We start from the raw sequence: 4,555 nt of genomic DNA, 5'->3' as shown, positions 1-4,555 counted from the left end.
GAAGTGATGGGACAAGCGATAAAAAAGAATAAAGTAGAATATATAGATAGGGTTCATGGAAATAGTAAAGGGTGGATCACGAGAAGTTGCATAGATGAAAATGGATATAGTCAATGGCATTATAAGTATTTAGAACTAAAAGAAACAGATTTAACAGGAGAAAACATATATATAACATTAAATACATTTTATAAACCATGTAGAAGATTAGAATGTATAAAAGAATTAAATTTTGTATATATAGATTTAGATTATTATAAAACTAAATATACAAAAGAGCAGGTAATAATGAATTTAGAGTCAAATTATTTTAATAAAATAATACCAGCAACAAATTATATTATAGATAGTGGCCGAGGATTAGCATTATTATGGAATATAAATAAAGTACCAAGTCAAGCATTACCTTTATGGAAAGCAATCCAAGAGTATTTATATCATCAATTAAAAGAGTTTGGAGCAGATAGACAAGCTTTAGATGCAACAAGAGTATTAAGAGTACCAGGAAGTATTAACTCAAAATCAAAAACAGTAGTAAGTATAATAGATGAATATGACTATATTTATGATTTAAGAGAAATACAGAAAGAGTATCTTCCAGAGCTAAAACCAAAAGAAAAGAAAAAAGGTCGTCCAAAGAAAGTAAACTATGTTTATAGGGAAAGAAGTTTATACTTTGCAAGAATACAAGACATAACAAAATTATGTGAACTTCGAGAATATGATTTAAGAGGGCATAGAGAAATAATATTATTTTTATATAGGTATTATCTTTGTAGCTTCACAGAAGACGTCCAAAAGGCGCTAGAAGATGTTTTAGAACTAAATAGTATGTTTATATACCCTTTAAAAGAAAAAGAGGTTATAAGGGCAACTAGAAGTGCAGAAAAGTGTTATTTAGATAAAAATAAAGAATATAAATATAAGAATGATACTTTAATAGAGTTATTAGAGATTACAGAAATTGAAGAAACATATATGACAACTATAATTTCTAAAATGGAATACAAGAGAAGACATAGAGAAAGAGAAAAAAATAGATATATAGAAAAATTAAAATTAGAAGGGAAGATGTCTAAGAAAGAAGAGATTGAGCAAATTAGAAAAAAAATAAAAAGCCTTCGTGCAAAAGGCTTTAAAAATAAAGAGATTTGTATTGAGCTTGATTTAGCAGAGTCAACACTCAAAAGACATATTACTTATATGAAAAAGAATGGGTTATTAAAATAACCCGTTCTTTTTTTTATTTCAAAATCAAACTTATTATATATTAAAAATAAAAAAAAAAAAAGGCTCATTTTTTCTGCGCTTGTATTATAGGGTTACGTAGTAACCTGTTCTATTTTTAGAACAGGTTTAGGGGGTTATCGTTTATGGTTAAGCTACGTTAGCTTATGTAGCCTAGTGTGTTGAGTTACCCAAAACGGCAAGGTGAGAAGTGTTAGTATTTTTAATTTAGAGGATTTTAAAGAGTTTTAAAGAATACATTAAAGTAGTTTAATCTTTTAGAAATGAGGTTTTAGGCTATGTTAAGGACAGTTGAAGAAACTGCTATTCAATTAGGAGTGAGCAAAACTACAATTTATAATAAACTTAAGTTGAAAGAGTATAAAGCTAGGATAGTTAAGAAACAAGGAAAATCAATGGTTGATGACAGTTTATTCAACTTGATTCAAGAAGGTTTAAAAGTTAAAAATGAAGTTGAAAATAAAGAAATTGAGAATGATGTAAATGCAGAGACTTCAATAGATGAAGATGGTTTATTAAATTTGAATAAAGAGTTAATTGATAATTTATTAGAGCAACTTAAAGAAAAAGATAAACAAATATCTGAATTACATAGGTTAATTGAAAATAATCAGATACTTTTAAAGGAAGAGCAGAAAAAAAGTGAACAACAGTTATATTTAGCAGAACATTTTGAAGAAGTAGATAATAAGCTCCAAGATCTAAAAGAAAAAATGGAGCAAAAAAGAAATTATAGGAAAAGCCTTTTTAAGATTTTTTCAAAGTAGCTCAAAAGTAATAAGTTTTAAAAATTTTTTTAACTAATGATAAATAATATTCAAACTAAAAAAATAATCAATGGGCAAGGAGACGCTTATAAAAAAAATTAATGTCAGCAAATTTGGCTTTACTTTGTAGTAACCATTTAGAAGTCATTAATTTTTTTATAAACCTTGATTATTTTTTTATTCATTTCTTCAGAAGTGATTATATACTATTTGTTTAAAAAGTTCAATTTGCAAGTTGAATTTTTTATACTCTCAAATTTTCAGTCTATATGGAGGAGCTTATACTATAGGTCTATTTGTTGAGTGCATAATTATATCCTTCAGATTATTGCAGTTTTTTCTTTATTTTTTCATTTTGTTCTTATTTTTATTTTATATAGTGATAAAAAATAGAATATATTGAAATATATTACAACGTTTATTATAATTAAATTGACATAATATTGATGGAGGGGAATTTATGAATAAAAAAATATTTGCATTACTTTCTGGTATAGTTTTAACAACTTCTTTAATTAATATTGAAGTATCAGCAGAAGTATTAAATTTTCAAGATAATCAACTAGACGTAAATTATGAAAATACAAATAATAATTCATCAAATGAGAATGTTATAGTAAGAGAGTTTATAGCACTTTCAACTAATGAATTTGCTAGGGCTGGAGATGCATGTGAATTAGTTTATTATAGTTCTACTTATATTAAATGTACTAATAAAAGTACAGGAAAAGTTTTTACATGTAATCCAACAACTAGTTATGTTGGATATGGTTATTCTAATTCATCTGGCTCAGTTGGATGTTTACAAGGAATGTTTAATTATTTAGGAGCTGGCCTAGCGGTAGATGGTTTGTTTGGACCAAAAACTTATCAAAAAATAATAGAGTTTCAACAAATGAATAGCAATATTTTAACTGTTGATGGAATAGCAGGTCCAAAAACTTTTGCATGGGCTGTAGAATCAGTTTTTGGAGTTGTACAACCTATAAGTGGTGAATAGCTTTATATTAAAAATAAAATCCAAGTTTCAAAAAATATTTTTTGAAACTTGGATTTTATTTTTTGATAAAGAAAATAATAATTATTCTGATACTCTTATTAAACAGTCTAAATCATACTCTTTCATAAATTCATCTAAGATATTTAGACCAGTATTGATGTTATAATCATAATTATTTTCTTCAATAAAGTTTTGTAAAGCAGTATCATAATTTTCGCTAGTAACAATATCTTGGTCAGTTATATTATTGCTAATTTCAATAGTGCTTAGATTGGTAGTTTCTTTTGTGGTGGTTTGAGCTGAAGGAGAACTTAAGAATGTTGTAGAATAAATAGTAGAACATAAAATAAGTGATAAAGCAATGTATTTACTTACATGTGATTTCAAGATTCTTTTTAACATAGTATTCACCATCCTTATAATTTTTATTATAAAGCAATTAAAACAATATTTTCCTATAAATTCATATTTTTTCAAAAGTATAATTAAATTTTAGTATATAAAGATAATAAAATCAAGATTGATTCATTTAAATTTACACTTACTGCATATAAATGTAAATTTTGTGCAGTAAGTTTGGTTTATAAATTATTAAATATGTGGCTAGCTTAATAAAGGGAATAATATTACGATAAATATATGGTGATAACAAGGGATTAAAAGAATTTATAGAGGTGGGAACAATGGCTATAAAGAATGATTATATCAAGATTCAGTAAGTACGGAGCAGAAAGAATTATTTAAATATATAGCAAAAAAGAAAAAGGTTAGTATGAGTGAGTTTATGGTTGTAGCAACAGGGGGAAAAATCTTTAAAGGAGCAAGAGAAATTAGAAAATAAAGAGAGCTTGGAGCAACGAGTGGCAGAGTTTGAAAAGAAATTACAAGAGATTAAATTAAAAATGGAGAGCCAACGAACTGAAAAAAAGAGTTTTTTAAAATATTTTCAAAGTAGGTTTACAAATTGAATCAAAAAACCTTTTTATAAGTGGAGGAGTTTTTGCAAAAATTAGTGGCGGCAAAATTGGATCAGCACTCACTACGTTAATTTTATCCGATTTAGTAGCCACACATTTTTACTAACAACTGGGGGAAGGCTGTAATTATACTTTAGAGGTAAATATAATTAAACTATAAATATAATTAAACTACAGAGAGTAAACTACAGAGAGTAAACTACAGAGAGTAAACTACAGAGAGCAAGCATAGGAAGTGTGTACACACTTCCTATAAATTTAAAATTAAGCTTTACTTAAATTTTAAATTATTTATTGGGAGAGCTGCCCAAACCCTTTTGAAAAAAATTTTTTTTAGTGATGTTTACAAATTGAGATTAAAAATACTCTTTATATTTTAGGGGGATTATTTATTTATGGAGCAGTAGATCCATTTTTTTTATAAAAAAATAGTTTGAGGTTAAAAAAATGTGTGATAAAATTAAGAAAACAACCGCCGACAAAGTATCGGATTATATACGGTTTTAATACGGTTTTTGTGTGGCAAAGTGGGACATTTGGAAATTTTTTTGTACCCAAGAAAA

General features: G+C 26.4%; 4 protein-coding genes. 3 read left to right on the top strand and 1 reads right to left on the bottom strand.

Annotation, left to right across the window (positions count from 1 at the left end; genetic code table 11):
• Window positions 1–6: 6 nt before the first annotated feature.
• The 3 genes from HCG70_RS17200 (at window position 7) to HCG70_RS17190 (ending at window position 3,015) form a co-directional block, all read left to right on the top strand.
• The gene (locus HCG70_RS17200; protein WP_221698074.1) at window positions 7–1,230 is read left to right on the top strand and encodes a DNA-binding response regulator; all 1,224 of its coding nucleotides are present in this window, start codon (window positions 7–9) and stop codon (window positions 1,228–1,230) included.
• A 296-nt stretch (window positions 1,231–1,526) separates the two neighbouring features.
• A complete protein-coding gene (locus HCG70_RS17195) occupies window positions 1,527–2,015 on the top strand; it encodes a hypothetical protein (protein WP_042402936.1) in 489 nt (162 codons plus the stop codon).
• A 460-nt stretch (window positions 2,016–2,475) separates the two neighbouring features.
• Window positions 2,476–3,015 (top strand): peptidoglycan-binding protein, encoded by a 540-nt coding sequence (locus tag HCG70_RS17190; RefSeq protein ID WP_052330771.1) that lies wholly within the window; start codon window positions 2,476–2,478, stop codon window positions 3,013–3,015.
• A gap of 81 nt (window positions 3,016–3,096) precedes the next feature.
• On the opposite strand, the gene HCG70_RS17185 is transcribed toward HCG70_RS17190, so the two are convergent.
• Complete coding sequence (locus tag HCG70_RS17185) at window positions 3,097–3,417, bottom strand: hypothetical protein (protein ID WP_042402933.1); 321 nt, start codon at window positions 3,415–3,417, stop codon at window positions 3,097–3,099.
• Window positions 3,418–4,555 lie beyond the last annotated feature (1,138 nt).

Origin of the sequence: Clostridium sp. K04 (genome assembly GCF_019734375.1) — a bacterium.
Classification (GTDB): domain Bacteria; phylum Bacillota; class Clostridia; order Clostridiales; family Clostridiaceae; genus Clostridium; species Clostridium saudiense.
Note: the sequence above shows the minus strand (reverse complement) of the source record. Positions and strands in the feature narration are given on the sequence as shown.

Bases quoted from the DNA above. Each gene is read 5' to 3' on its own strand.
- HCG70_RS17185 (WP_042402933.1), bottom strand. From the start codon at position 3,417: ATGTTAAAAAGAATCTTGAAATCACATGTAAGTAAATACATTGCTTTA.
- HCG70_RS17190 (WP_052330771.1), top strand. From the start codon at position 2,476: ATGAATAAAAAAATATTTGCATTACTTTCTGGTATAGTTTTAACAACT.
- HCG70_RS17200 (WP_221698074.1), top strand. From the start codon at position 7: ATGGGACAAGCGATAAAAAAGAATAAAGTAGAATATATAGATAGGGTT.
- HCG70_RS17195 (WP_042402936.1), top strand. From the start codon at position 1,527: ATGTTAAGGACAGTTGAAGAAACTGCTATTCAATTAGGAGTGAGCAAA.